This window comes from Micromonospora sp. CNZ322, from assembly GCF_007827755.1.
The window spans coordinates 146,401-172,333 of record NZ_VITD01000013.1; the positions used below are offsets into that span (position 1 = coordinate 146,401).

General features: G+C 69.5%; 23 protein-coding genes and 1 pseudogene. 17 read left to right on the top strand and 7 right to left on the bottom strand.

What is annotated here, in order from left to right; translation table 11 throughout:
- Positions 1 to 578 precede the first annotated feature (578 nt).
- Positions 579 to 773, top strand: a pseudogene (locus FB453_RS26320) (metallophosphoesterase); the annotation flags it as partial.
- A 349-nt stretch (positions 774 to 1,122) separates the two neighbouring features.
- Here FB453_RS26320 and FB453_RS26325 read toward each other — a convergent pair.
- Positions 1,123 to 2,331 (bottom strand): DUF2254 domain-containing protein, encoded by a 1,209-nt coding sequence (locus FB453_RS26325; protein ID WP_145794544.1) that lies wholly within the window; start codon positions 2,329 to 2,331, stop codon positions 1,123 to 1,125.
- A gap of 130 nt (positions 2,332 to 2,461) precedes the next feature.
- On the opposite strand from FB453_RS26325, the gene FB453_RS26330 reads away from it, so the two are divergent.
- Positions 2,462 to 3,673, top strand: coding sequence for a cation:proton antiporter domain-containing protein (locus FB453_RS26330; RefSeq protein WP_145794546.1), 1,212 nt, complete (start codon positions 2,462 to 2,464; stop codon positions 3,671 to 3,673).
- Between the two features lie 23 nt (positions 3,674 to 3,696).
- Here the strand turns inward: FB453_RS26330 and FB453_RS26335 are convergent, their stop codons facing one another.
- Complete coding sequence (locus tag FB453_RS26335; protein WP_145794549.1) at positions 3,697 to 4,626, bottom strand: mechanosensitive ion channel family protein; 930 nt, start codon at positions 4,624 to 4,626, stop codon at positions 3,697 to 3,699.
- Positions 4,627 to 4,801: 175 nt separating this feature from the next.
- On the bottom strand, positions 4,802 to 4,957 hold the full coding sequence (locus FB453_RS34410; RefSeq protein WP_186718560.1) for a hypothetical protein: 156 nt from the start codon (positions 4,955 to 4,957) through the stop codon (positions 4,802 to 4,804).
- Positions 4,958 to 5,017: 60 nt separating this feature from the next.
- Here FB453_RS34410 and FB453_RS35105 point away from each other — a divergent pair, with 60 nt between their 5' ends.
- Positions 5,018 to 5,242 carry a hypothetical protein gene (locus tag FB453_RS35105; RefSeq protein ID WP_486480471.1) on the top strand — a complete coding sequence of 75 codons (225 nt, stop codon included), beginning with the start codon at positions 5,018 to 5,020 and terminating at the stop codon, positions 5,240 to 5,242.
- On the opposite strand, the gene FB453_RS26345 is transcribed toward FB453_RS35105, so the two are convergent.
- From FB453_RS26345 to FB453_RS26355, 3 genes are all read right to left on the bottom strand, one after another.
- Positions 5,174 to 5,974 carry an ATP-binding protein gene (locus tag FB453_RS26345; RefSeq protein ID WP_145794550.1) on the bottom strand — a complete coding sequence of 267 codons (801 nt, stop codon included), beginning with the start codon at positions 5,972 to 5,974 and terminating at the stop codon, positions 5,174 to 5,176. The two genes, FB453_RS35105 and FB453_RS26345, sit on opposite strands and share 69 nt — an antisense overlap.
- A 17-nt stretch (positions 5,975 to 5,991) precedes the next feature.
- Entirely contained in the window at positions 5,992 to 6,348 is a 357-nt protein-coding gene (locus FB453_RS26350; RefSeq protein ID WP_112626050.1) for an STAS domain-containing protein, read from the bottom strand.
- Between the two features lie 113 nt (positions 6,349 to 6,461).
- Positions 6,462 to 6,977 (bottom strand): MarR family winged helix-turn-helix transcriptional regulator, encoded by a 516-nt coding sequence (locus tag FB453_RS26355; protein WP_145794552.1) that lies wholly within the window; start codon positions 6,975 to 6,977, stop codon positions 6,462 to 6,464.
- Between the two features lie 48 nt (positions 6,978 to 7,025).
- Between FB453_RS26355 and FB453_RS26360 the strand changes: the two genes are divergently transcribed.
- The 9 genes from FB453_RS26360 to FB453_RS26405 all read left to right on the top strand — a co-directional run bounded on the left by FB453_RS26360 (position 7,026) and on the right by FB453_RS26405 (position 19,844).
- Positions 7,026 to 7,817, top strand: a complete 792-nt coding sequence (locus FB453_RS26360) for a potassium channel family protein (RefSeq protein WP_486480472.1) — start codon at positions 7,026 to 7,028, stop codon at positions 7,815 to 7,817.
- Positions 7,795 to 8,922 carry a PP2C family protein-serine/threonine phosphatase gene (locus FB453_RS26365; RefSeq protein WP_145794554.1) on the top strand — a complete coding sequence of 376 codons (1,128 nt, stop codon included), beginning with the start codon at positions 7,795 to 7,797 and terminating at the stop codon, positions 8,920 to 8,922. The genes FB453_RS26360 and FB453_RS26365 overlap by 23 nt, the downstream gene beginning before the upstream one ends.
- Before the next feature lie 127 nt (positions 8,923 to 9,049).
- Positions 9,050 to 9,388 carry an STAS domain-containing protein gene (locus tag FB453_RS26370; protein ID WP_186718562.1) on the top strand — a complete coding sequence of 113 codons (339 nt, stop codon included), beginning with the start codon at positions 9,050 to 9,052 and terminating at the stop codon, positions 9,386 to 9,388.
- Between the two features lie 128 nt (positions 9,389 to 9,516).
- Positions 9,517 to 10,983, top strand: coding sequence for a metallophosphoesterase (locus FB453_RS26375; protein WP_145794673.1), 1,467 nt, complete (start codon positions 9,517 to 9,519; stop codon positions 10,981 to 10,983).
- Between the two features lie 243 nt (positions 10,984 to 11,226).
- Positions 11,227 to 11,394 (top strand): hypothetical protein, encoded by a 168-nt coding sequence (locus FB453_RS34415; RefSeq protein WP_186718564.1) that lies wholly within the window; start codon positions 11,227 to 11,229, stop codon positions 11,392 to 11,394.
- Between the two features lie 774 nt (positions 11,395 to 12,168).
- Positions 12,169 to 13,668, top strand: a complete 1,500-nt coding sequence (locus FB453_RS35110) for a protein kinase domain-containing protein (RefSeq protein WP_486480473.1) — start codon at positions 12,169 to 12,171, stop codon at positions 13,666 to 13,668.
- Between the two features lie 30 nt (positions 13,669 to 13,698).
- A complete protein-coding gene (locus tag FB453_RS26390; protein WP_145794560.1) occupies positions 13,699 to 14,070 on the top strand; it encodes a DUF1330 domain-containing protein in 372 nt (123 codons plus the stop codon).
- A 665-nt stretch (positions 14,071 to 14,735) separates the two neighbouring features.
- Positions 14,736 to 17,546, top strand: coding sequence for a hypothetical protein (locus tag FB453_RS26400; RefSeq protein WP_145794563.1), 2,811 nt, complete (start codon positions 14,736 to 14,738; stop codon positions 17,544 to 17,546).
- A 24-nt stretch (positions 17,547 to 17,570) separates the two neighbouring features.
- On the top strand, positions 17,571 to 19,844 hold the full coding sequence (locus FB453_RS26405) for a peptidoglycan DD-metalloendopeptidase family protein (protein ID WP_145794565.1): 2,274 nt from the start codon (positions 17,571 to 17,573) through the stop codon (positions 19,842 to 19,844).
- Positions 19,845 to 20,241: 397 nt separating this feature from the next.
- Here FB453_RS26405 and FB453_RS26410 read toward each other — a convergent pair whose 3' ends face one another.
- Positions 20,242 to 21,372 carry a PucR family transcriptional regulator gene (locus FB453_RS26410; RefSeq protein ID WP_486480474.1) on the bottom strand — a complete coding sequence of 377 codons (1,131 nt, stop codon included), beginning with the start codon at positions 21,370 to 21,372 and terminating at the stop codon, positions 20,242 to 20,244.
- Positions 21,373 to 21,835: 463 nt separating this feature from the next.
- Here FB453_RS26410 and FB453_RS26415 point away from each other — a divergent pair, with 463 nt between their 5' ends.
- From FB453_RS26415 to FB453_RS26435, 5 genes are all read left to right on the top strand, one after another.
- Positions 21,836 to 22,153 carry a hypothetical protein gene (locus FB453_RS26415; protein WP_145794572.1) on the top strand — a complete coding sequence of 106 codons (318 nt, stop codon included), beginning with the start codon at positions 21,836 to 21,838 and terminating at the stop codon, positions 22,151 to 22,153.
- A gap of 179 nt (positions 22,154 to 22,332) precedes the next feature.
- The gene (locus FB453_RS26420) at positions 22,333 to 23,139 is read left to right on the top strand and encodes a CBS domain-containing protein (protein WP_186718568.1); all 807 of its coding nucleotides are present in this window, start codon (positions 22,333 to 22,335) and stop codon (positions 23,137 to 23,139) included.
- A gap of 365 nt (positions 23,140 to 23,504) precedes the next feature.
- Positions 23,505 to 24,635, top strand: coding sequence for a baeRF3 domain-containing protein (locus tag FB453_RS26425; RefSeq protein WP_145794577.1), 1,131 nt, complete (start codon positions 23,505 to 23,507; stop codon positions 24,633 to 24,635).
- Between the two features lie 457 nt (positions 24,636 to 25,092).
- Positions 25,093 to 25,395, top strand: coding sequence for a helix-turn-helix domain-containing protein (locus FB453_RS26430; RefSeq protein ID WP_145794579.1), 303 nt, complete (start codon positions 25,093 to 25,095; stop codon positions 25,393 to 25,395).
- Positions 25,392 to 25,847 (top strand): hypothetical protein, encoded by a 456-nt coding sequence (locus FB453_RS26435; protein WP_222431417.1) that lies wholly within the window; start codon positions 25,392 to 25,394, stop codon positions 25,845 to 25,847. The genes FB453_RS26430 and FB453_RS26435 overlap by 4 nt, the downstream gene beginning before the upstream one ends.
- The last annotated feature ends 86 nt before the right edge of the window (positions 25,848 to 25,933 follow it).

Genomic DNA, 25,933 nt, shown 5'->3' on the forward strand with positions numbered 1-25,933 from the left:
TTCGCCCTCCCCGCCTCGCCGGGGGGCGGCGCCGGGGCGGCCGGGCGCCGGGCGCCCGCCCCCCCCGCCCCCACGCGCGCGCATTCAACCACGATGCAGTGACGCTCGAACTTGGCGGCGACTTCGACATCAACGACCCACGCGTGGCGGCCATCCGCGACCAGCACAGTCCACAGTGGCTGTCCGACGGCTTCGAAAACGGGCAACAGGTCGGCATTACCACCCTGCGCATCAACCGGGTCAATGACCGGCCCGAGGACGACCGCGCGGGCCGAAGCCACCGCATCGCTTGTCAAATGCATGTGTACGACTACTTCAGTTTTCTGGCCACCCATCGTCTCCTGCTTACCGGTGATGCGGAAGAACGGGAAGTTCTGAAGGAGATTGCCGGCGAGCCGAACTGCGCGGAGCCAATCCACGGATTCCCAAACCCGTTCAGCGTCGGCCTCTCAGTATTCTGCGAGGACGGGGACTACCTCGCGCTCACCCGGCGGACCACGAGCATCGGGGCTGGCGGTTACTCACCGCTGGCCGCCGCGGGGGTGCCGATCCGGTGCGGTCCCGGGCTGTGGCGGTCGGTGTCCGGGCACACCCACGGCGGACAGATGTGGCCGTTCCACTACCTGGTCCGGCTGGACCAGCCGGTCGTGCAGGGCCTCAGCCGGCATGGCCAGACCCAGCTCTACACGAGCCGGGGGACCGGTTTCTGGGGTCCGCCATTCCGGATCTTCGCGCCGAGCGAGATCACCCTGCTCACCCTCCGAGCGAGGTAGCCCCGACCGGGCCGACACCTACCGCCTCACCCGAAGGTGACCGGGGGTTCCCCGGTCAACCCCGGCCCCGGGAACCACCCGCATGCACCCGATGCCCAGGCGCCTCGATGAGGCCGGCCACGTTGAGGAATGCGAAGACGAAGATGAGGCCGACGAACAGTTCAAGCCGGGGCGACGCGGGTGCCGGAGACGATCGGGAGGATCCATCGCGAGCGGCGCAGCGGCGGGATGGCACTCACCGACAGAGTCTCCATCGTGGGGCGGTGCTCGCGCGGGCGATCCCTTCCTGTTCCGCCGGTTGGGTGCCGACCCGGGACGTGAACTGCGAAACGACGTCAATTGAAGGGTGTCAGGGCAGGTTGTCAGCGGCCGGCGTTGGTAACCGACGCCGGATCGCGGCGTGGTGGACGGGAAGCGCGACGGATGCCACGTCGTGGACGACGGAGTCCAGCAGGCGTTGGACGCGTGGCTGCTGCCGGGAGACGAGTCGAATGTCGTCGATGATCATCGCGAGGATGGTGTCGTACGAGATGCTTCTCATCTGAGCGCGGACAGTGCCGTCGTCGTCGCGGACGATGTGGGTCGGGTCAGGGCGGGTGGCGAGCCGGCGCAGGAGGTCGTGTGCTTCCTGCCCGGCGCGTACGGCGGTGGTGACGTCGTTGATGCCGGGGGACAGCGCGCGTTCGGCGATGTCGGCGAGCTGGCGGAAGCCGAACCCGAGGTCCTGGCCCGGGGTGCGTTCCACGCCGATGGTCACGCCCTGTTCGGCCGCCTCGACTGGCACCGGGCGAGGCGTGGCGTCGGCGATCCGGTGGATGCGCAGCAGCGGTGCTCCCGCGACGACGAAGTCACCCGGTGTGGGTACGACGGTGATGGCGCAGTCGTGCTCGCGGGCCAGCCGCGCGAGCAGGGGGAGATCGACGGTGCTGACCATGCCGGGTTCCGAGGCTGGCACGGTCTGTGTCACCTCACCGAGGACAACGACCTGCGGGTCGTCGGGCGGAGGGAGGCCGGCGATCGACCGTCGGGTCTGCGCGCCGATGGAGCCGATGATGTGCGACACCCGCATCACCGTGGTGATGTGGTGCAGGTAGTAGATGAAGGTGGCGCTGCTGACCAGGACGAGCGCGATCGACACCGCCAGGGACAGCTCGGGCAACCCTTGGTTCGCCTGGTCCGGTAGCGCGGCCAGCACCACCATGGCGAACAGGAACGTCGCGACGAACGTACCGAGCGTCGCCTGGATGATCCGGTCCTGCAGGAAGGTCCGCAGGACGCGGGGGGAGTACTGGCTGCTGGCCAACTGCAGGGCCACGACCGTGATGGAGAAGACCAGCGCGGTGAAGGAGATCATCGCCGTGATGATCGAGGACAACAGCGACCGCGCGCCGGAGGGGCCGCTGGGCACGACCCCTCCGAAGGGAAGATCCAACTGCAGCTCCAGCGCAGATAGCCCGATCGCCGACAGCACCGCGCCGACTGAGAAAATCGCCGGCAGCAGCCAGAAGCTCTCCCGTATCTCGGCCAGCCGCGCGGCGGCGGTACGGGGTCGGCTCACGGCGCGTAGTTCATCGTCGTCACAGGGTCATCGTGGCGCATGCCCGAATGCCTCGCGCGCTGTCCGCCGATGTCGACGAGTGGCTGGTACGTCAGGGTGTGAAGTGGGGATGAGGGGGTAGCGGCGTGGGATGTATCCGCTGCACCTCAGTTACGCGCTGGTGGGGATCCTGGGGGTGCTGCTGGCGTTCTGGGGCAGCGCCATTCGCCGGGCCCCGGTCAGTGAGCCGCTGCTCGCGCTGCTGGTGGGCGTACTGGCCGGTCCGGTTCTCGGGCTGATCGACCTGCCTCCGCACGAGGCGTCGGTGGTGACGTTGGAGGTGAGCCGGATCCTGTTGGCCATCTCGCTGATGGCGGTGGCGCTGCGTTTCCCGCTGTCGGCGTACCGGTCGGTGATCCGTCCGGTCGGCGTGCTGCTCACCGTCGCGATGGTGGGTATGGCGGTGGTCAGCGCCGGCCTGGCCTGGCTGGTCCTCGGCCTGCCCCTTGCCCTGGCGGCCCTGCTGGGCGCCTGTATGACGCCGACGGACCCGGTTCTGGCATCAAGCGTCGTGTCGGGTGGTCCCGCCGAGCGGCAGCTACCGGCGCGTCTGCGTCAGGTGATCAGCGGTGAGTCGGGCGCCAACGACGGGCTTGCCTTCGTCTTCGTCGTGCTCGCCCTGTACGCCGCGACGTCGGGATCCTTCGGAGGTCACCTTCGGGAGGCGGTGTGGGGGGTGCTGGGGGCCGTGGCGATCGGCGCGGCGATCGGTTACGCCGCGGGGCGTGCCGTCATGGTCTCCCAGGCTCGGGAGGATGTTGATCCGGGCTCGCTACTGATCTTCACGGTCGTGCTCGGTGTCGCGGCACTGGGAGTGGCCAGGCTGGCGCGTACCGACGCGATCCTCGCGGTGTTCGTTGCCGGTCTGGCGTACAACGCGGTCATCGGCGACCGGTCGCGGGCGTCAGAGCAGAAGCTCGACGACGCGTTGACCCGCTATCTGGTGTTGCCGCTGTTCTTCCTGCTCGGGGTCGAGGTGCCGTGGCGTGCGTGGCGCGAGTTGGGCTGGCCGCTGGCGGCGTTCGTGGTCGCGGTGTTGGTGCTGCGTCGGCTGCCGGTGGTACTTCTGCTGAAGCCGGCGCTGGGGCTGCCCTGGCGGGGTGTGGTGTTCCTGGGGTGGTTCGGGCCGGTCGGCGTGTCGGCGCTGTTCTATCTCACCTACAGCCAGGACGAGGGGGCACGGGACCCACGGCTGTGGGCCGCTGGGAGTCTGGTGGTGGCGGCGAGCACGGTGGTGTACGGGGTGACGGCCATGCCCGGTCGTCGATGGTACGCGCGGCGGTCGTCGGTCTCCGATCGCTGACAGCGGCGGACCGTCGGAGACCGCTACCGGTGGTCGGCCGAGGTGATGGCGGCTGGTTTCATCGGGTGGGGTGTGTGGACGGTGATGTCCTGGGTCTCCGAGGCCACCCGGATGCCGCTGTCGGCGAAGCGATCCAGCACCCGCCGGGTGACCTGGTCCTTGACCTGACGGGCGCCGCGCACCGGCACGACGAACCGTGCCGACAGCTCGATCCAGTTCGAGGTGGCGCGGACGAACACGCGGGGATCGACCTCCGCCTCGGCGGTGGGGTAGCGGTGGCGCATCGCGTCGATGGCGCTGCGCGCTTCGGCCGTCGAGGAGACGTTCTGCGCTTCCTCGCACAGGATGCTCTCCGCGAGGTGCCAGTCGGCCTCGTAGGGGATGGGCAGGGTCAGTTCCTCCCACAGGTGGTCCAGCACCATGCTGCTGTTGTAGACCGGTGTGCAGAACACGAAGCGGTTCGACAGCGAGACCACCCGGCCGGTGTACTGGCGGCCCCGGATCCACGATTCCGGGTCGGTGGAGGAGCCGCTTTCCAGGATGCGGGTACGCAGGGGAGTGATTTCGAGGACGTCACCGCGCACGTCGCACATCTGGATCCGGTCACCGACGCGGAATTGCCGGCCGGTCATGATGCTGATCCATCCGGCGAACGCGCCGATGACCTCCTGCAGGGCCAGCGCGAGACCGACGCCGACCAGTCCGACGACCAGGCCGAGCCGGCCGGCGAACGGCTTCCACAGCAGTGCCAGGGCGAATAGCAACACCACGACGGTCAGGTAGTGCGTCGCCTTGCGCAGGTAGTAGCGGTTGGTGGTGTCCTTCACCCGCAGGGTCGACAGGCGCCCGGCCAGGGCGGCGATGACGAGAGCCAGCACGATCAGGACCATGCTGGTCACGAGGCGACCGCTCACGCTGCTCGTGTCCCAGAGTGCCTCCAGGAACCGCTCCATGTTGCTTGCCCATCGTCCTCGGCGGCGACCGGTCGGTGCGTTGCTGTCGCGTCTGCTTCACCATAGGCAGCCGTTGTCAGCGGATTCTTGGAAACGCCTGGTGCGGGCTGGGCCGGCCGGGACGCGCCCGGCTCGGCGATGCGACGTGCACCTCTCTCCGTCGCGCGGGGGATCGTCACCAGACGGTCAGCTCCCGGGCGACGAGCGCGCGTCCACCCTCGAAGGCCCGGTACGGTCCCGGCGGCCCGAGGTGGTAGCGGCGGGTGAGGTCGCGGTGGGAGAACCGGATCACGGTGCCCTCGACGGTCACCAACTGCGGCGCGGCGGGCACCGTCAGGCCCGTCGAGGTCTGGCCGGCATCGTGATGACGTGTGTCCGTTGAGCGTGACCGATGCTGTTGTTGTCGTTCGCCGCTGTCCTTCTGGTGGCGGTGCTGCTCTCGGCGCTGGCTCACCGCACCATCCTGTCCACCGCGGCGTTGTTCCTGGTTGCCGGTTTCATCCTCGGCGAGGACACCACCGGGCAGGCACCCGCCTGGTTCGGCGTGCTACGCCGGGTCCAGCGGCCGTTGCGGCCCTGGCGGCGAGATCGGGACAGCTCGTCCGCTGACCAGTGATCCGTTGGGGCCGTCGATCGCGGCCCAGACGGTCTTGCCGTCGCCAAAGGGGAAGAAGCCCCACTTGGTGGTGAGGGCGGCGATGATCGGCAGGCCGCGACCACCTTCGGTGACCTGACGAGGGAGGGTAGGGGTGGTGGAGTCGGGTGTTTCGCCCTCGCGGTCCCGGACGCTGATCCTCAGCGAACCTGCCACGTCGGCGACGGTGATATCCATGTCGGTCCCGGCGTGTTGGACGACGTTGCTGACCAACTCCGAGGCGATGACCATCGCTCGGTCGGCCACCGCGTGCATGCCCCAGGCCTCGCACTGCCGGGCGACGAGCCTGCGGGCAGCGGCGGGCGACTGCGCGTCGGCGGGCAGTCGCAGGTGCGCGCGGTACGCAGAGATCGGTGCACGGTCGGCGGGGTGTTCGAGCAAAGCTTTCCCGAGGATCGCGTGCTGACCGAGTGTGGCGCGCAGCAGGCGTCCCGGGGGAGTCAGCGGATTGGCCGACACTGTCAGCTCCGGCCCGTCGGTGCGGTCGGTGACCCACTGGGCGAGGAACGCGCCGATCGGGGCGATGTCCGACGTCGTGATCGTGTCGAGGTCGACCACGAGGGCCAGTGGGGCGTCCAGGGCACCTGCGAGCAGCAGGGCGGCAAGGTGTGGTTCCGCTTCTGGGGTGAGGCCGCCGGCGAGGGTGATCCGGGTGCTCCCACTCTCGAAGTCGCGCTGGATGGTCCATTTCATTCGTGGCACGGGAATTGTCATCTGCCGGTCGGCGAGCCGTAGATCGTGCCGGTCGGCCGGTTGGCGGGACGCCCGAGCGTGGCCGCCACCCCGGTGACCCGGAGCACCTCGGCCACGATGCCGTTGGCGTTGCGCAGGATCAGGACGCGTCCCTGCCGGGCGGCGAACCGGTGGACGTCGACGAACTCCTTCACCGCACCGGAGTCGATCAGTGTGGTGTCCTGAAGATCGACGATCAGCCACTGCGTTGAGGTCGCCGCGAGCGTGCGCTCGACGGCGTCGCGCAGATGCCCGGAAACGGCCATGTCCAGTTCTCCGGAGAGGTGCAGGGTCCGCGGCGCGAGCCCCGCACCGGATGAACGGATGCTGAACACGGGCTTCTGCCCCCTTCCTGAGCTGACGCCGCTACGGCCACGGGGGCCCAAGATACCTGCATGACTGCAGGTAACGTCGCGGCTAAACGGTACCTGCTCGATGACTGCCGTCGTCAGGTGCCGACCGACGCCGACTGCTCCCAGCGCCGCCACCACAGCTCCTCCGTCGGCTCACCGGCGGCGATCACCAGAGAATTGATCAGCTCGGCCGGCGTCCGTCGGCGCCCGGAGTCGGCGACGTTCAGCAGACGCCGGATTTCGGCGGTCCGGCGTCGCATCACATCGCCCACGAGCGTTTTGCCGCCCTCGGTGAGGCTCAACCAGGCGACCCGCCGGTCGTCGGGTTGCTGACGGCGGGCCACCAATTCCCGCCGTACCAGGCGATTGCACGTTCTCGTCGCCGTCGACGGGTGCACCCCCAACAGGGACGCGAGATCCACGGTGCGCAGCGGAGCGCGGGACGCGAGAACGACAAGTGTCCGGTACTGCGGCAGGGTGACCTCGGCGTCCACCGACCCCAGCGTTCGGGCGGTGATCCCCACCAGGGTGCGCGCCAGCGCGGACAGGCCGTCAACCAGCTGATCCTCGGCTGCGGTCGACGCAGTGCCGCCTTCCCCGTACAGTTTCACCCAGAAATGATTGCACGGATGCACGCATAATTGTCGGGTGGGCCGTTCATGCAGATGAGGACTGAAGCGCTGCCCGCCGACCGGGCCGCGCGGTGGGAGGGGCTGACAGCACTCCCGTTGACCGTCCTGTCGGTCCTGTTTCTCGTGGTCTACGCCGCACCAATCCTGCGGCCCGACCTGGCGGAACCCTGGCTCCGGGTCTGCGAGGCGACAACTGTTCTCATCTGGCTGATGTTCTGGGTCGACTTCGTGGTGCGGCTGAGCCTGACCAGAGCCCGGCGGCGTTTCCTGCGGGATCACCTCTTCGACCTCGCGGTTCTGGTGCTCCCCGTCCTGCGCCCGCTGCGTGCCCTGCGACTGATCACCGTGGTGCTGAGCCTGAGCAGACGCGCGGAGTCGTGGGCACGTGGCCGGCTCGCCGTCTACGTGGGCGCCACCACCATGCTGCTGGTGCTGGTGTCCGCGCTGGCGGTCCTGGACGCGGAACGCTCGGCTGCCGACAGCAACATCACGTCGTTCGACGACGCCCTGTGGTGGGCGACGGTGACCATCACGACCGTCGGCTACGGAGATCACTTCCCCGTCACCGGGACAGGCCGGTTCGTCGCCTTGGGGCTCATGATCGGCGGCATCGGCCTGATCGGTTTCGTCACCGGCTCACTGGCGACCTGGATCGTGGATCGGGTCTCCCAGAAGGGCGGAACCGCGCCGGCCACCGCCGACGACATCGCGGCCCTGCGCGCGGAGATCGAGGCGCTACGTCGACAGCTTGATCCAGAGACATCGCTGGCGGGCGACGATCCGGATCGGCGGAGCCATGCGATCCAGTCCTCCGGTTGAGCGCAGCGAGGGCAGGGGGCCGGCCGCCCGTTCCTCCGTCGCCGACGCGGCGCCGGACAGGTGGACCCGCTGGCTCGGCATGCGACTGGCCATGGGATTCATCGCGGTGGTCCTGCTGATCGACGTCGCGGCGGCCACCCATGCCGTACTCATTGGCTTCCTGGCCCTCGCCCCGCTGTTCGCCGCCGCCGTCGAAAGCCCGCGCCGCACCGCCGTGGTGTCGGCCGCCGCGACCACGGCAGCGGTGGGGGCCGGGCTGCCCAGCGGGATGCTCGGCAGTCTCGATCACCTGCTGCGGGTGGCGGTGGTCATCACGGTCAGCCTGATGGCGGTGTACGTCGCGCGGGCTCGAACGGGACGGGAGGAGCGTCTGCGCCGGATGGCCGAGATCGTGCGGATCACCCAGGCTGCGATTCTGCGCGAACCGCCGCAGTATGCGGCCGGAGTGGAACTGGCCGCCCGGTACGTCTCGGCCTACGAGGAGGCTGGCGTGGGCGGCGACCTGTACGAGGTGGTGGCCGACCAGGACCGATTGCGGATCATCGTCGGTGACGTCTGCGGCAAGGGGCTTGCTGCGGTGCGGCTGGCTTCGGCGGTGGCGGGGGCGTTCCGGCAGTCGGCGATTGTTCGGCCCGACCTGACGCAGGTGGCGCGCGACCTGGATGATCTCGTCGCTCGGGAGCCGACTCCCGCCCGGGGCGCGACGTTCGTCACCGCCGTCTTGGTCGAGCTACACGAAGGCGAGATCCGGACGGTCAACTGCGGTCACCCCGCGCCGATCCTGCGGCACCGCTCCGGAGAACTGGAGGAGTTGACGGTGTCTGCGCCGGATCGACCATTGGGTCTGGGTGGGCCTCGGACACCGGAGAAGGTGGGCCGTTGGGACGTCGGTGACCGGCTGCTGATGCTTACCGACGGGCTGCTCGAGGCACGTGACAGCGATCGGCGCTTCTTTCCGATGCCTACGCTGAGGGCGTGTCTGGCCGAGCCATCGGTGGGCAGGTGTCTTGACGCGGTCTGGGACGCCGTGCACCGGCACGTGGGCGGCGAACCACACGACGACATCGCACTTCTGCTGGCCGAGCGGAGCCCCACGGCACAGTGAGCGACGAAAACGCCTCGCGCTTGGCGATCTTGGACACGGCTCCCGCAGAAGATAGGCTGGCCTGCGAAAATGGTTCATTGTATCCATGCATGTTTCACCTGGCACTGCCACGGTTAGGAGTCGTGCGTTGCAGTTGACAGTCGACACGATGCAGATGGGAGCCGCCACCCGCATCCGGTTGGGCGGGGAGATGGACCTCGCAACGAGCGGACTCGTGCACGACGCGGTCATTGCGGCGTTGGCGTCCGAAGCGGTGCGAGACGTCATCCTCGATGTCGCTGACCTCACCTTCATCGACTCCACCGGCATGGGAACGCTCGTGGCGTGCCAACGCGCCGTCGCCGTGCGCGGCGGCGCCCTGCGGTTGGAGAACCTCGCCCCTGTCGTCCGGCGGCAGCTCTTTGCCGCCGGACTGCTCGGCCTGCTGGGCGCGGGGACCGAAGACCAGGCCGCCCCCTCGAACTGACCCCGCCGTCCCCTCGGTTACCCCACAGATCGGATCCCCTCGTGACTCCGCCCTCGGACGCGGCGCCTCCGCATCGCACCGCCCTGGCCGAACGCCTCAGCCACGCGGCTGCTCGGCCGCGCCAGATCATGCGCTCGCCGTGGGCAGGCCGTGTCCTGGCGGCGGTCGCCCTGGTCGCCGTCACCGCCACGGGCATCACGATCGGCACCCTCCTCGGTGCCAGAGGCGCCAGTGACGTCGGGCCGTTCCGGGTCGTGCTCCAGCTGGCCCCGTCCGCGGGCGGTGGCACGGAGATCGCCATACCCCCGCTGGGGTCGCTCTTCCTCGACAGCCACGACGGCCCCGCGCGGCTGACCGTCCGCCTCGACTCACTCGACCAGCGACGCACCGAGGCTCTGCTCGACGACCCCGCCGGCCTCGCCCACGCCGGCGCCACGGCGCCCGAGGACCTCCGCGATGCCCTGGTCCGGCTCGGGCTCCGTACGCTTGGCGTGTCGGTCCTCGCGTCCATGCTGCTCGCCGGCTTGACGTTCCGATCCGTGCGCCGCGTCGCCTGGTCGGGTGGTCTCGCGCTGCTGGTCACCGGCGGCACCCTCGGCACGGCCGCCCTGACGGTACGACCGCAGGCACTGGCCGAACCCCGGTACGAGGGCCTGCTGGTCAACGCCCCGGCGCTGATCGGTGACGCGCAACGGATCGCCGATGACTACAACCGCTACGCCGAGCAACTCCAACGCCTCGTCGGCAACGTCGGCGAGCTGTACACCACCGTGTCGACCCTGCCCATCTACCAGGCCGCGCCCGACACCACCCGGATCCTGCACGTCTCGGACCTGCACCTGAACCCCGCCGCCTGGCCAATGATCAAAACCGTGGTCGAGCAGTACGACATCGACCTCGTCATCGACACCGGAGACATCACCGACTGGGGCAGCGAACCCGAGACCTCGTACGTTTCCATGATCGGCCAGCTCAACGCACCCTACGTCTACATCCGAGGCAACCACGACTCACCCCGAACCGCCGCGGCGGTGGCCAGCCAGCCGAACGCGGTCGTGCTGGACAACTCCGTCACGATGATCGCTGGAGTGACGATCGCCGGCATCGGCGACCCCCGGTTCACGCCCGACAAGCAGGAGACCGAGGCCGGGCCCTGGGAGGAGCCAGCCGCGACGGTCGAGGGCACGGGAAAGCAACTCGCCGCGACGATCCGCGCGCGGGACCTACCGGTGGACATCGCACTGGTGCACGACCCCGCATCAGCGACCGCGCTCAACGGTGCCACGCCGCTGGTCCTGGCCGGCCACACACACCAGCGAAAGGTGACGACGCTGCCGCCGACCGGCACGGTCGCCACCCGGCTGGCAGTGCAGGGTTCCACCGGCGGGGCGGGGTTGCGCGGACTCGAAGGTGACAAACCGATGCCCCTGGTCATGTCGGTGCTCTACCTCGGCGCGGATCACCAACTTCAGGCGTACGACGACATTCAGGTCGGCGGCGCCGGCACCGCGCAGGTGAGCCTCAACCGCAAGGTGGTCGACGCCGCATCGTCAGTAAATCCGGCCGCGCCATCCGCGACTCCCGCCGACAACTAGCTTTCTCTCGTTCGCGCCTGTTCTGCTCGGCCTGCAGGTTCGAGGGGCCCTCGGGCTGCCAGCGGTCGCCGGCCTTCTCTTGGGTGTACTCCAGGCAGGCCTACCCGTGCAACGGCCGGCTCGCCGTCGCCGCGGATTCCTCTACCGGCTTGAGAGTCGTCCTGTGAGGTTTTTGCCGGCCCTCTCATCGCAGCGGCTGATCTCGACGGCAGGCCGGGTTGAGCGGGCGCATTCCCAGGACGGGTGGCGCTGCCTGATGACGCAATCCCCGACGGCACCCCCCTCTCCGCCGTGGTGGACCGGAGCACCGGGGCACAGTCCACCGCTCGACCTTTTCGCGTCCGTAACGCCCTGCGCAAGGTCGGCAAGGGCGAGCGGCCCCAGATGGCCAAACACGACGCCAAGCGATGACGAATGCGGCGGTGCCGGCACCCTCTCGGGTGGCGGCACCGCTTGCGTGTCGCAGCATGCTGGCCGGTAGGTGCGAGCGGATCGGCGCGCGCCTCGGCGCAGATCCGACAGTCCCATACGCACGGCGTGGCCGCCGCACACGATCCGCACGACGTGCGCGTAGTGGCGCACGCCTTCGGCGCGGCGCGGCTCAGGTTCGCACCGTGGCCGTGTCGGGACAGCACCCGGATGGTGTCGCGCTCGGATCAGGCGAGCGCGCGGAGGCGGTCGGCGAGGCTGTCGCGGTAGAAGTCAAGGAAGCCGTCGGCGTCCGGTCAGGCGTTTGGCAACACCAGGTGGTCGAAGCCCGCATCGGCGCACTTTCGCGCTCCGCGATGTGGACGTCGGGGCCGACGGCGATTTGCTGGCGATTGCATCCTCGCGGACGGTGCGTGATGCGGCGTCGCCCACGGCCAGGAGGACCACCGGCGCGAGAGCGGCCAGCGCCGGGCGTGTCCGGTCCCGCCATCTGTTCATTCGCGGTTCCGCCTCCCTGTCTGTCCTGCCTCGTATCCAACAAGTTCCCTGGGATGTGGCGGTACGACCGCGGAAACCGTGACGGTCGTTTGACAATCCCCGGCGCTTGTGAAAGGACGTGTTGAGCAGGGTTTTGGTCCAGACCAGGTCGGGTAGGGCCGAGCGTCGAGGGAACATCAACGCGGCCCGGACGGACGCAACGAATTCACCGTCGCGAATTCGCGTCGATGTCGTGCGACGACTGGAGAGACGGGGCAGATGCGAATCCTGCAGCAGCGCTACCGGCTCGACGAACCGGTCGGCCAGGGTGGCATGGCGGTGGTCTGGCGCGGGTTCGACCTGCGGTTACAGCGTACGGTAGCGGTGAAGATGCTCTCTTCGGAGCTGCTCGACGACCCGGCGGCGCGCGAGCGGTTGCGTGCTGAGGCGCTCGCCGCGGCGAGGTTGGACCACCCGCACATCGCCGGCGTCTTCGACTACGGCGAGCAGCGGCAGCGCCGGAAGCGGGTCCCCTTCCTCGTCATGGAGTTCGTCGATGGCGAGACGCTGGCCGGCCGCCTGCAGCGCTCGGGACCGATGGCGTGGCGCGAAGCCGCGCGGACCGGTGCCGCCGTGGCGGACGCCCTCGCCGCCGCGCACGCGCACGGCCTCGTCCACCGCGACGTCAAACCCGGCAATGGTGATGCTCGGTTCCCGTGGGGTCAAGGTTGTCGACCTGGGCTCCGCACCGTGGGCGGTACGGACGTGGCGCTGCGGCCGGCGGACCCGGTGGCCGGCCTGCCGGCGACCGCCGGATCGACCCGTCAGTTCATCGCCGGTTCGAGTGCCCCGGCGGGCACCGGACGGAAGCCGCCCGTACCTGTCAGGACGCGCGACCGCGCGGGTCACCGCAGGGTTCGTGCCGGGGTTGCCGTCGGTGTGCCGGCGGTTCTGCTCGCCGCCGTCCTCGTCGGTCAACTGCCGGGCCGCAAGGCCGTAGACGATGTCGTGGGTACCGACGTCCCAGCTGCCGGTGCCGGCGGTGTCGCCGATGCCCAGGCCGGAGACTGCGCCGCCCGGTATACCGCCTACCACCTGCCGGACGGCACCTTTCGGGCCGATCTGACCCTCACCAACACCGGCGGGCAGTGGCTGCGCGACTGGTCACTGGCATTCGCGCTGCCCCCCGGGCAGCGCCTCGTCACCGACGACACACCCTGGGATCAGGACCGCCGGCACGTGACCTTCACGCCGGCCACGCAGTTGGCACCCGGTGCCACCCTCGCGGCGGCGCTGCGGGGCACCACCGAGGGCGACAACCTGAAGGCGCCGGCCGACTTCTCCGTGAACGGCCTTCCGTGCGATCGCGTGGTCAGCCAGATCGCGTCACCCGTCGTCGCGCCCGGTGCCCCGTCCGCTCCCGGTCTCAGGACGGCGGCACCGGGACGGCGCCCGACCAACGTCGCGACCGCCCCGCGTTCGTCCGCCGCCTCCGAGTCGCCCACGGTTCCGGAGGGCAGCGATACGCCTTCGCCGACACCGGACGCGAGCGTCGGCACACCGTCGCCGGCCACTCCCTCGACGACAGCGCAACCAGATGTCACCACCACACCGTCGTCGCCGAGCACCGAACCCTCACCGAGCACCGGTTCGACGTCACCACCGGCAGGCGGCGGGCCCACCACCAGTCCCCGACCCGGTGGCCCACCCAGCACGTCGAGCACCGCCGGCACGCCAGCGGCCGAGCAGGGCAGTGACCATCCCTCACCTTCGCACTAGGCTTCGGGCGAGGCCAGGCGAGGAGGCACGATGGCGATCGACCCCAGCGGTAGCGACCTGCGGGACTTCCTGAAAGAGGACCCGCAGGCACCCGTGGTCATGCTCAACCTGCTGCGGTTCGCCGACGGAGGCCGCGATTCCTATGCGGCCTACGCCGCAGAACTGCGGGACACGTTCCTACCCCGCTACGGCGGCGAGGTGATCTACGCCGGTGCGGGCGGCCGAGCGCTGGTGGCCGAGGACGGTCAGGCCTGGGACGTCGTCCTGCTGGTCCGGTACCCCAGCCGGCAGGCGTTCTGCGCGATGGTCGCCGACCCGGCGTACCAGCAGGTCACCCGGCTACGCACGGTCGCACTGCAAGAGGCCGTGCTGCAGCCCACGATGCCGTGGTCGCCGTCCTGAGATCAGGTGCCGGGTTACCGCGATGACCGGCCGGTGCGAGCGCCGCGAGTGGCGGCAGACCGCGAGTCCCTCACGCACGCCACCGGGACGGGCCAGAAGCTGGTCCGCTGGGCCATTAGCCGGATGTCACTGCGGGCGACGTGTCCGTCGTCCCTTCGATGTCCACTGCGGCCGCATCACCACGTTTGGACCGGGCCCTGCGGGCCCATGACCCGCAAGTAGGAGCTGACTCGCCCTGCGGGCCTGCGCCCGCGCCTGAGGTTGGCCGGGTCTTTCGATGTCTCCGCCCGCAGCCAACACCGAGGGCGAACGGTGCGGACACCGCGCTGGGCGGGGTATGACCAGTCCATGTGGCTTAACGACCCCTCGGACCTGCTCCGCCTCACGCTGATCGCGATACTGACCTATCCGGCCTTGGTGGCGCTCCTGCGCGTCTCCGGCAAACGGACCCTGTCGAAGCCCGCTGGCCGGTCAGCTTGCTCATCCGTCGCTGACCGAATGCCGACCAAGGCCTTCCGCTGGCACCGGCGTGGATATCTCATGTTGTCGGACCGTTATCGATCATGGACGTCGCTCGGTGGGGAGCCAGCCGCATGGAACAGGTCTTTCGGATGTTATTGGTGCGCAACGCCGAAGCGGCGGATCCCCAGACCGATGCGGTATCGGTGTCGAACACACCGCTGCAGCAGGAGTTGGGCAGCGTCACCGGCGACGAGTCACGTAGCGAGGTCATGGAGCGCGCGAAGGCGTTCGTCGCCAGTAGCCGGTTCGTCGACGACGCCGAGCGGGTAGCCGGCGGGCCGAAGCTGCGCGAGCTGCGTACCAGGCTGACGGAGCTGCGGGACCCTACCGAGGAGCAGGTGGAGCAGACCGTACGCGACATGCTTGGTGACGGCTACGCCGAGCAGGTCGGCGGTACGACGTGGCGGGAACGCAAGGAACAGTTGGCCGACAGCGCGCTGGCGCTGAAGCTGTTGTCCACTAGCGATCCGGGTGCGATGGCGGAGCTGGTCGGGTTGCTACGCACGGTGCGCTTCGTCGAAGCCTGGGTAGACCGCAACGGCGCCGACCGGGCGGCGGCCACCCTGCCGATCCTCGACATGCCACTGGTGCTGCCGGTGCTCTCCGGGCTGAAGCTGGCGCCACAGCGGCCGAACACCACCGCACCTCCGGCACGTACGGTGCCACCGCTTGCGGACTTGCAGCAGGTCGGCCGGCAGGGGCAGGTCATCGACAGCGTCGTGCGAGAGCTGACCACTATCGCTCCCCGGTTCTTCCGCACCCAGGACGGCGACCCGCAGGAGCCGGGCGGCGCACGGCTCGACGACGGCCGATCCACGCCCAAAGCTGCCGCGAAGGCCCCTGGCATCAGCATCGCGGGCACCCGGGACGGCCCCCGCCTCGGGCTCTCCGACGCCGGCGTCAAGGTGATCAGCGAAGCCAGCCGCCGTTACCTCGGTCAACTGGGGCTGGACCTGTCGCGGGACTCGGTGAGCCAGGTGGTGGCTCGGCTGGACACGGAGAAGGCCGGGTTGGTACGCGACCTGCGCCCCACGGCGGGGAACACCGTACTGGCGCTGGCCGACATGTTCCGTGCCGGCTCGTACGGGCTGGGTGGTGCGTTCCTGTGGCGGTTCCCCGGAGGCGACCGGCAGCCGCTGCCGACCACGCACGGCACGGTACGGCCCATCGGGGAGGGTGAATTGCTGGTGGTGCGGCAACAGCTCACCGGATACGAGCCTGGCGAGGTCGCCCACATCGAGAACGTGCTGCGGGGTGAGAACAAGCAGCGCACCCACCGGCGTCGCGAGGTCACCGAGGAGATCTTCGTGACCGAGCGCGAGATCGAGCGGGAGGAGGAGCGCGACCTGGAGACCACCGAGCGCTTCGAGCTCAGCTACGAGGCGTCCGAGGTGCTCAAGGAGGAGGCGGAGGTCGAGGGCGGGCTGCGGATCCGGGCCCAGGTCAGCCCCGCCGTGCTGATCGAGGCGAACGCACGGGCGGCGTACACCAACGCCCGCGAGAGTTCCCGGAAGAAGGCCAGCGAGTATGCCCGCGAGGTGGTCGACAAGTCGGTGAACAGGCTCGCCGAGCGAATCCGTACCCAGGAGACGCTGCGGGTGACCCGCGAGGTGGAGGAGATCAACGACCACAGCGTCGACAACGTCGACGGGGACGGCCACGTGGTCGGTGTCTACCAGTGGGTGGACAAGTGGTACGAAGCCCAACTGTTCCGCTATGGCGGCCGCACCATGTACGACTTCGTGATTCCCGAGCCGGCGATGTTCCTCACCGGCGCGCTGGAGGAGGACGCCACCAGGGAGGTGGGGCGACCACGCCCGGAGCCGTTCCCACTCGACGCCAGCCAGCTCACCGAAGCCGACTACCTCTACTGGGCGAACAAGTACCACGCCACCGGCGTCCAGCCGCCGCCACGATTCGAGGAGACCCGCTCGGTCACCTTCTCCTCAGGCGGAGGCGGTGGCGAGGCCGGCGACATGTCGCAGCGCCAGGACCTGCCCATCCCCGAGGGGTACAACGCGGTGCAGGCCCACGTCACCGCGGGCTTCTCCGGATCCCAGATCTACATCTCGGTTGGGCGCAAGGTGTTCCTGTACGAGTCGCACTCCGGGCTGCGGTCGACGAACCTCGACCTGGAGGAAGGCACGATCCCGATCACGATGGTCGCCAACGACACGCCGCTGTTCGCGGTCAGCATCGAGGTGGTGTGCCGGCGCACGGAGCGGGCGATGCTGGACTGGCAGATCCGTACCCACGCCGAGATCAAACAGGCGTACCTGGAGCAGCAGGCACGGTTCGACGAGGCGACGGCCCGCGCGGCGGTCAACCACGGGGTGGTCATCGACGGCCGCAACCCGGGGGCCAACCGGGCGTTGGAGCTCACCGAGCTGAAGAAGGCGTGCATCTCGGTGCTGACGCACCAGCACTTCGACGCCTTCGGCGCGGTGGAGACCGGTGCGATGGGGGTGCCGCAGGTGGACGTGGCGGTGGTCGAGGAGCAGGGCAACTACATCCGGTTCTTCGAACACGCCTTCGAGTGGCAGCTGATGAGTTTCCTGTTCTACCCGTACTTCTGGGGCCGGAAGAGCACCTGGCTGGACCGGGTGCGGTACGACAACAGCGACCCGGAGTTCGCCGAGTTCGTACGCTCTGGTGCCGCCCGGGTGCTGCTGCCGGTGCGGGAGGGGTTCGAGACCTCGGTGGAGCACTTCATGCGTACCGGGCAGGTGTGGCAGGGCGGGCCGCCGCCGGAGATCACCGACCCCGAGTACCTGCCGATCGTCAAGGAGATCCAGGAACGTACCGGCGCCCCGGGCGACGAGGTGCCGGAGGGGGCGCCCTGGCGCGTACGCGTGCCGACCCGGCTGGTGCGGCTGCGCCCGGAAGTCGGGCTGCCAAGCTGGGCCAAGGATGACGACGGCATCTGGCAGCCGGTCGAATCGGACGACCGGTAACGGGTTCGGTGGCTGAACTCCACCATGGATGGTAACGAGGACTTCGGACGGTTCCTGGAACTTCTGCTGGCCGACATCACCACCGCCGGCTGGTTCGATCCGGACACGGCGGGCTCATCGGCGTCGCTGACCGGCGACGTGATCCCGTCGTACCGCGTCACTCTGCCCCCGGCGGGTGAGGACGGCGGTGGTGGTGCCGACGGCGGGAGCGAGTCGTCTCCGCTGCGGCAGGCGTTGGCGGCGGTGCTCGCCGACGGCGGCACCGCCACGCTGGGGCGCGCCAGCTCACCTACGGTGCGTGCGCTACTGGACCCCACGGCCCGCGACGAGGTGCGGCGTACGGTGAGCGCTGTCGTCACCGCGACGGACGCGTACCGAAGCGAGCTGGACGTTGCCGTACCAGCCGACGCGCCGCACGACATGGTGCTCGCGGCGCTCCTGTCGCTGCTGCACGGACCGGCGTGGGGTGCCGCCCAGACCCGGCTGCACGCGCTGCTCGCCTGGTACGAGCGGACGATCGCACTCAGCGTGGTGATCAGCGTCGAACGGTTGGGCCGCCGCGACTCGGAGCCAGCCGTGTTTCGCGACCTGACCAGGGCGGTGCGGCTGGGCCGCAACCGGCTCACCGCCGCAGTACGCGCCCTCGTCGACGCCACCGTCCACGTGCCGCACACCCACCAGGCGCTGGTGGAACGGCAACTCACCATGCTCACCGGCCGGCGGACCGACTGGCAGCGGCGACAACTGGTGGCGCAGTTGGCCGGGGTAGCACCACCGTCGCCTGCCGACCTGGAGGCGTACCAGCGGCTGCGGGCGTTGGCCCGCCGCCGGACCGACCTGGAGGCGGTGCTGAGCGCCGACCGGGCGGAACGGGAGCGGCTGCGCCGGCAAGCCGGCTCCTCCGCGGAGACCCGCGAGACCCGATCCGCTAGCAGGGCCCAGCTGCGGGTGCTCTGGCCCCAGATTCAGGAGCAACAGCAGGAGCTCGCGACGACGAGCCGCGAGATCGCCAGCCTCCGCCGGGCACTCAGCGGCGCGACGATGAGCCGGATCGCGGCGTACGAGGACGCCGAACGCCGCGGGATCCGGGACGACGAGGCCCGCCAGGATCGCGACGCCCTGCTGCAGCGCATGGACCAGGAACTCACGTCGCTGACGAGCCACCGGCTGTCGGTCGCCGACGAGACCGGCCGCTGGCAGCGCTACGAGCTGCTACTGGAGCGGCTGCTGAAGAACAGTCACAACCTCGGGCTGGAGCTGTTCATGGACTCGTTCCTGAAGGTCAGCTCGTCGGCGGAGCGGCGCCGCGACATCGGGATCTCCGCACACACCAACGGCCAGGTGCAGTGGCTGAGCTACCCCGGCCACGGCGACAACGCCGTCGACTGGAACTGTCATGCCGGCCTGCCGCTGCTGCTCTCCGCGCCGCTGGAGTTCCGGCTTCCCGAGCGGTTCCGCGCCACCTCGGACGGCGCGGCGGCGTACCGCCTTTCGGGGGGAAGCGCGGTGGTCGAGGCGCGCGCGTCCGACGACCTTCAGGACATCTTCGGCAAGATCGCGTACGGCCTGCTCGGCCGGCAGGGATCGCGGGAGACGGAGCTGGGGGCGCTGCTGCGCGCGCACGGGGACGACGAGATCGCCCCGGCCGAAGTGCTCACCCGTTCGTCCAGTGGCAGTGAGGTGTCCCGGCTGCTTACCGGTCTGGTCGCCCGCAACCTCACCCCGATCGACAACGCCGCAGCCTTCGACGCGCTGCGCGCGGGGATCGTCCGGGACTTGGAAGCCGGTGTGGTGCGTGCCCGTGGCCTGCCGGTGGGGACGGTGCTGTTCCGCCGGGATCGGCTGCATGCCGACTCGGGCGCGTTCGGGCTGGGTCGCATCGTCACCCCCCACATCACGGTGGGCGAGCTGCTCACCTCGGTACGGGAGTTGCTCTCCAGCGACAGCAGCTCCGCGTACGACACCGAACGGCGCAGGTCGGTCAACCGGATCTGGCAGCTGTTGCTGTGGCTGCGCTCGGCCGGCGCCGACGACCACCGGCGCGCGGCCTCGGTGTCGGTGGGCCACACCTACCGCGGGAATACGCCCGACGACCTGACAGTACGGGTCTACTACTCCCACATGTATGACATCGCGGTGCGCGCCGGCAGTCAGGTCAGTGTCGGCGACCGGCTCGGGCTCACCGGCTCCACCGGCAACGCGGTCAACTCGCACGTACACATCGAGATCTTCCTCTCCCGGGGCGGCAGCCAGCTCGGCGCCTGCCTGCCCCACGAGTTCTTCCCGCTCACGTCCTAGCTGGGCTGACAGCCCGGGCCGATCGGCTTGCTATCCGCCGATCGCGATGGCGCCGTGAACGCGCAGCACTAGTTGGCGTCGGTCTGTGCCGATCATCGGACACCAGTACGTCTCTTATCGAGGCACCAAGCGACGTGCCCCGGCCGCGCTCACGATCTGCTCGCCGCACGTGTCAATAGTCCCTGGCGCCCCCTGGAGGTCGGTCATACCCGACGACCTGCCCTGGAAGTAATCGTCATTCCATCACGCACCCTCCTCACCAGGCACAACGCCCAGCAGGTCAGGCCGGAAACACCTTTAGATCCACAGACCCGAGGGACGCGGACATCGCGTGTGGGTGTCCGCTGGTCACGTGTTCTGTTCGTGTCGGGCGTGGCTGTGCCCGACAATCTGAGGGTCAGGTGGGAAGGGGTAGGGATTCCTGCGGCCAGTTGAGGACCTTGGCGCCGAGCACCGCCGCCTGCAGCGTGAAACGGTGGCTGGGGTCAGTGGGGTCGTAGCCGGTCAATGTTTTGACGCGAGCCAGGCGGTAGGTGACGGTGCGTACCGATACGTGCAGGCGTTTCGCCGATTCGGTGGCCACCGCACCGGTGTCGAAGTAGGCGTGCAGGGTGTCGAGTAGCGGTTCGGCGCCGCCGCGCGCCCGGGTGAGTGGGGTGAGTACGGCTTGTACCAGGTCCACGATGGCAGGTTGGTCGCGTAGCAGAACTCGGTAGATGAGCAGGTCGTGTGCGTTGATGACGGGGGTGTCTGTGTGGAGTCGCCCGGCCATGGCGAGTGCTTCGCGGGCCTCCTCGTAGGAGCGGGCTATGCCGTACAGACCGGGGTGGGACCGGCCGACAGCTACCCGCCAGGGTCCTCCCCGGGGCAGTCGGCTCAGCTCGCGGTGCATGAGGCGGCCGAGTTCATTGCTCGCGTCCATCGCTGGCGGTAGTCGGCCGACTGTTCCGGTGTCGACGGGTGCCAGCACGACGAGCAGGCCGTCCTTGGTCGCGACGAGGACGTCGCGGTCGCCGAGCCGGTCGAACATGACCGCCTCAAGGGCGCTGATCGCCGCGTCGGCGTCGGGTAGTCGTCGGCTCGGTGCGGCCAGCGCCACTTGGTGGACCCTGGCGAGGTCGAGCCCGAACGGTTCGGCACGTTCGACGAGGGTGCCGAGGTCGGAGTCGCCGCGCAGCAGGTCGTCGATGAGTTCGCGGCGCAGGGTCTCCTCGCGGCGGACGAGGTCGCGGCGGGCGACTGCGTATCCCTCGGCGAGGGTGGCGACCGCGTCGTCGATGACCTGCAGGACGGCGGTCGCGGCGGCGCGGACTGCTTCACGGTCGCGAGAGCGCACCACCATCGGCAGGTCCTGCCACAGCCGCCGCGCGGCGGACAGATACAGCTGTACGACCGGCCCCGCGGAGATGCCCTGTTCGGCGGCGCGGCGGCCGAGCAGGCCGACCGCGTCCAGTTCTCTACTTTTGGCTTGGCGGCCGTGCGTGGCCGCGTCGGCGAGCATCCGCAGGTAGTCGCCGAGTAGCTCCACCGGGACTCCGCCGGCGTCTCGGCTGGCTCCTTCGGCGACTTTGAGTAGCCACGCATCTTCCGGTTCCGGTGTCGCAGGCCGCCGCCCGCCGCGTCGCCGCGTGCTGTCGGTCATCTCCGCCTCGCCTCCTCGAACCGCCACTTGTCACGCCACTCGTGGTGGTGGCCGGCGCAGATATTCGTATCTCCGCTGGCTCGGCACCCGTTTGTGTGCATGTCGGCGGTGTCCGGCGACGCTGAGGGTTCAGTCCATTGTTGCCGACAGTCGGCAGTCTAGACCCGTCGTGTCTGTGGGTCAGGGCCCTGCCGAGGACAGGCCCGGCGAGACGACGATGGACTTTGACCTCAGGCCATTGCATCCGCAGCGCTGACGCGGCGCGTAGGCGTCGATGAGATTTTCGGCAGGCCCTGGCTCCTTCATGTCATGGCACCGGTGGGCTTTTGCTCGCAGAGGGGAGAACGTCATGCGGTTCCGTAAATCTCGACTGTGGCTGACGATCGCCGTTGCTGCGGCTGTCCTCGTGGTCGCCGTGGCGCTGCTCGTGAGCCGCAGTGTCATCGATGCGCTGTTGATGATCGCCATCGTCGCCGCGTTAACCGGCTTGTACCACTTGCGGCGCTATGCCCGCGCCGTGCTGCTGTACCGCCGACGCTGGGAGCTGCGGCGACGGCACCCTGACGGCGAACCGGTCAGCACTGTGCCTGTGGCCGGCCGTCGAGACGTGACCGCATCTGGCGCTACCAGCGTCGCGCCTGGCCGTCGTGTTCGCAACCGGAGGTGAGCGCATCCCTGACGCGTATGCCGGCCAAGCGACCACCACGCATGGGCGGGACCCACGCAGACGGCGGTCTGGTCGACCCAAACCCCAACGGTCTCGCCCCCATCACGCCAGCATTCGTCACCACCGATCGGTTGCGCCGCCGCGCACCTCACAAGATCGTCGCCGACAGGAGGAACAGCATGCCGCAGTGGCGGGTACGCGATGTGATGACCACGGACGTGATCTCCGCACCCGAGGACGCGTCGGTCGCGGAGATCGTCGCTGTGCTCACCGACCGGCAGATCACCGCCGTGCCAATCGTCGACGGCTTCGACGTGGTGCTCGGCGTGGTCTCCTGGACCGACCTGCGAGGGAAGATCGACATCGGTGCGCCGGACAGCCCGCCGCATGTCGGTTGGTGGCGCCGGTGGGCGGCGCCGCCGGTGTGGTGGCCGCAGGGCACCGCCGTGGAGGTGATGAGCGGCCCGGCGTTGACCATCGAAGCCAACGCGCCGCTGCCCGCGGCGGCCCGGGTGATGTACCGCAGCGAGGTCGGCCGGCTGCTGGTCGTCGACGGCGACCGCCGACTGCGAGGCATCGTCACCCGGTCGGACCTGTTGAAGGTCCACGCTCGGCTCGACGCCGTCCGCGACGAGGTGATCCACCAGGTCCTGCGTCGTACGCTGTGGATCCCGCCGGGGGATGTCCAGGTTGCCGTCGATGACGGTGTCGTCACCCTCACCGGGCGCACCGCGCGCAAGACGACCGTCGTCGCCGCCGCCCGGCTGAGCGAGGCTGTCCCCGGCGTCACCGACGTCGTCGACCAGCTCACCTTTGACGTCGACGACACCGTCGCGGCGGCTCCCGCGCGTCAGGCGACCGAGCGTGATCCTCTGCTCGGCTGGTGGATCGGGCGCCCTCCCGCCTGGTCAGCCGGCAGCGGACCCGCAGACCGGATCGGCGACCACGAGCAGCAGATCCTGACTCGATCGGCGGCACTGCAATGACCAGGCCGCAGGCGGACCCGCGCCCATCGCCGGTGCCATCGCGTCCGGACGGCGGACACCACGACACGATCATCGATCTGCACGACCGAACACCGGATGCGCCCCGGCAGCCGCCGGGAATCGACGACGACTCCAGCGGGCTCGCCGGTGACATTGTCGACGAATGGGGCAGGCAATCATTCCCGGCGAGTGACCCACCGGCCAACTGGTGACCACTCACCGATGTGGATGCCGATGGTGACTGCGAGGGCCGCCCAGCCTGGGGCACGCGCGCAAGCGCTGGTCCAGCCACGAAGATGCCGGCATCGAGTCGGGGAGGCGCTCGCCCCTTGGGCGCGCCGGTCGACTTCCCATGAGAGGTGAGCATGGACATCCTGAACGCGCATGATCTGCTCCGGCTTGCCGACCAGCGCGGCGGCATACTGGTCTCCATCTTCCTGCCCACCCACCGCGGCGGGCCTCATACCGGGCGTAACCGCATCCGGCTGAAGAACCAGCTCCAGCACGCGCACCACGCGCTGCGCACCGACGGCATACCCACCGCTCGGATCGACGCGATACTCGAGCCCGGGCATCGACTCCTCGACCTGGTGGGGTTGTGGGACCAGCCCAGCGACGGTCTGGCGGTGTTCCTCGGACCGGACGGCCTCGAACACCTGCGGGTTGCGTTGCGGTTACCCGAACTGGTGACCGTCGGCGACCGGTTCATGGTCCGACCGCTGCTACCGCTGTTGAACGCGGGCGGCCACTTCTACATCCTGGCACTGAGCCAGGACGAGATCCGGCTGTTCCACGGCACCCGGTTCGGCCTCGACCAGGTCAACCTCGACGGGCTCCCGCTGGCGGTGTGGCTGAGCATGCCGCGCCGGCGACCACAGGTGCACGCCTTCCTCGCCGACCGCGGAGGCGCTGGCGGCCGGGCTGTGTTCCACGGCGGTGACGACCACGACGTCAAGCCTCTGATGTTGCAGCACTTCCGGCGCGTCGGCCAGGCCCTGCGCGAGCTCCTCGCCGGTGACCAAGCCCCCGTCGTCCTCGCCGGTGTGCGCTACCTGCAAGCCATCTACCACCAGGCCAACACGCATTCTGAGCTACTGCCCGACGGCATCGACGGCAGCCCACGGGACACGAATCCCGATCAACTCCACCGCCGGGCGTGGGCGCTGGTCGAACCCGTGCTGCGCGGCCAAGAGACCGCAGCCGCCGCCGGATACCGTGCGTTGCACGGCACCGGACGCACCAGCAACACACCCGACGAGATCGTCGCGGCAGCCCGGCAGTGCCAGGTCGAGACACTGTTCCTCTGCACCGACACCCCCGCATGGCGCACCGGCACGGACCGCGAGCCGCTGATCCTGCTCACCGACACACCCACCACGAGCGATCAACTCGACCTCGCCGCCGCGGCAACGCTGCGCCACGCCGGCACCGTCTACGCCGTGCCCGCCCCACGCATGCCCGACGCCAACCCGATAGCCGCGACCCTGCGCTACTGACAGAACCGCCCACCCTGCTCGATGTTCAAACCCTCTACCTGGACAGGAGCCCACCCGTGAGCGATCCCATGTATCACCCGACCACTCCCGAGATCGCCGCGCAGCGCAAAGAGCTCGCACCCGAGACCCACGACGCGTTCGAAGCGTTCACCCGTGTCGTGTTCGCCGATGGTCCGCTTCCATCTGGACGTCCTCACCGACGCGGGGCTGGTTACCAGCCGGGCCGTCCAGTCCGGTACACGCGGGCGACCTCGACGGCTCTGTCTGCCGGCCAGCCGCGCCGTCGCCGGCGGGCAGGCCGGCTACGAACTGCTGTCCGGGATCCTCGCCACGCGTTGGGCCGGGGACAGTGAGCAACGGGCGCGGCGGGCCGAACAGGCCGGCTGGGATTGGGGCCGGACACCAGGAACCGGGACCGGCGGTTCCCGCCGCGACTCTGGCCGAGGCGGCGGTACACGTGAACGCGGTGTTCGCGGAGTTGGGCTTCGAGCCCGATCTCGTCCGCGACGGTGACAGCCTGGAGATCCGGCTGCATGCCTGCCCGTTCCGCGCGGTCGCTATAAAACACCCGGACGTCGTCTGCTCGATCCATCGGGGTCTGCTGCGGCGGGCTCTGGCCGACGTTGATGCCCTGCCCGCCGCGGTCAGTCTGCAACCGTTCGTCCAGCCGCATCTGTGCCTCGCCCGGATCACTCCCGTGACCACGCCGTCCCCCGGGCGACAGATCCCGCCGTCGACCGGCTCCGGAGGCAAGCCGTGACCGCTCGCCTGGCTGCCGTGGTGCTTCTCGCTGTCCCGTTCGTCTGGCTCGGCATGGTCCTGGCGATCTCGTTCCTGGAGACCCCGTTGAAGTTCCGGGCGCCGGGCATCACCCTGCCGCTCGGGCTCGGCATCGGCCGGCTGGTCTTCCGGGCGCTCAACGCCGCGGAACTCCTCCTCGCCGCCGCGCTCACACTGGCGGTGCTCACGAGCACTGCCGGCAGATCCACCATCGCGGGCGTCCCGACGACAGTGCTGATCGGGCTCTGGGCGCTCCTGGTCGTCCAGGTGGCGGTGTTACGCCCCCGCTTGGACCGTCGTGCCCACCAAATCATCGGCGGGCAGGTACCACCACGATCGCGTCTTCACCTGGCCTACATCGCCGCCGAATGCGCCAAAGTCATTCTCCTGCCCACGCTCGGGATCGTGGTCGCCCTACGGCTCATGCCATGAGTCCGCCACCCGATGCCGGGTCCCCCGGCCAGCGCGCCGACCGCAATCCGCACGGTCCAGCGACCATCGGCCCGGCCGTTTCAACC